Here is a 231-nt window from a genome sequence, read left to right as displayed (position 1 = left end):
CGCTCACTCTTAAGCTGTTTCACCCAAGCCCGCATAGCACTATCACTGACTCCCATGGCCAGTGCAGCTTCTTTAACGCTGTATCCCTTAACGGTGACCAGTTGGGCAGCTTCAAGTTTGAATTCAGGACTAAAAGAAGGTCTGTGTTTTTCGGTCATTTTTCCACCTATCAATGAGGGCGTGATCCTATCACGCCACTTAATCAGGTGGCCAAATTCACTATGCCACTAC

Annotated in this window: 1 protein-coding gene; it reads right to left on the bottom strand. The window is 47.6% G+C overall.

Annotated features, from left to right (window positions below; genetic code table 11):
* Positions 1-158: transposase (locus ACZYTD_RS17265; RefSeq protein ID WP_463893940.1), on the bottom strand; the 158-nt coding region annotated here is incomplete at its 3' end.
* Positions 159-231: the final 73 nt, after the last annotated feature.

This window comes from Pseudaeromonas sp. HNCC25DJ180 (assembly GCF_055413345.1).
Note: the sequence above shows the minus strand (reverse complement) of the source record. Positions and strands in the feature narration are given on the sequence as shown.